This is a genomic window from Rhizobacter sp. P1_G5 (genome assembly GCF_056405435.1).
In genome coordinates, this window is record NZ_JBFUCB010001055.1 from 1 (window position 1) to 1,047 (window position 1,047).

The 1,047-nt window shown below is 66.8% G+C and carries 1 pseudogene; it reads left to right on the plus strand.

The features are described 5' to 3' along the window. Positions 1–9: 9 nt before the first annotated feature. A pseudogene (locus AC1D12_RS33940) lies at positions 10–1,047 on the plus strand (glutamate synthase subunit alpha); the annotation flags it as partial.

Here is a 1,047-nt window from a genome sequence, read left to right on the forward strand (position 1 = left end):
GAGCACGCCATGACCCAGGCCGACCAAGGTGGGGCATCTCCCGCAGATTCCGCAGACGCCGCTGAACTGCAGCAATCGGCCGAGCACGGCCTGTACGACCCGGCGAACGAGCACGATGCCTGCGGCGTCGGCTTCGTCGCCCACATCAAGGGCCACAAGGCGCACAGCATCGTCGCGCAGGGCCTGAAGATCCTCGAGAACCTCGACCACCGCGGTGCGGTCGGTGCCGACAAGCTGATGGGCGACGGCGCCGGCATCCTGATCCAGATTCCTGACGAGTTCTACCGCGCCGAGATGGCGGTGCAAGGCGTCGTGCTGCCACCGCCCGGCGAGTACGGCGTCGGCATGATCTTCATGCCGAAGGAGCACGCGTCGCGCCTGGCCTGCGAGCAGGAGGTGGAGCGCGCGGTGCGGGCCGAAGGGCAGGTGCTGCTGGGCTGGCGCGAGGTGCCGGTCGACTCGGAGATGCCGATGTCGCCCACCGTGCGCGCCAAGGAACCGATCATCCGGCAGGTCTTCATCGGCCGCGGACCCGACGTGATCGTGCAGGACGCGCTCGAGCGCAAGCTCTACGTGATCCGCAAGACGGCGTCGAGCGCGATCCAGCGCTTGAAGCTCACGCACAGCCGCGAGTACTACGTGCCCAGCATGAGCTGCCGCACCATCATCTACAAGGGCCTGCTGCTGGCCGACCAGGTCGGCAAGTACTACCAGGACCTGCAGGATCCGCGCGTGATGTCGGCGCTCGCGCTGGTGCACCAGCGCTTCTCGACCAACACCTTCCCCGAATGGCCGCTGGCCCACCCGTACCGGATGGTGGCGCACAACGGCGAGATCAACACCGTCAAGGGCAACTTCAACTGGATGCGCGCCCGCGAAGGCGTGATGAAGTCGCCGGTGCTCGGTGACGACCTGAACAAGCTCTACCCGATCACCTTCGAGGGGCAGTCCGACACCGCCACCTTCGACAACGCGCTCGAGCTGCTGACGATGAGCGGCTACTCGCTCGCGCATGCCGCGATGATGATGATCCCCGAGGCCTGGGAG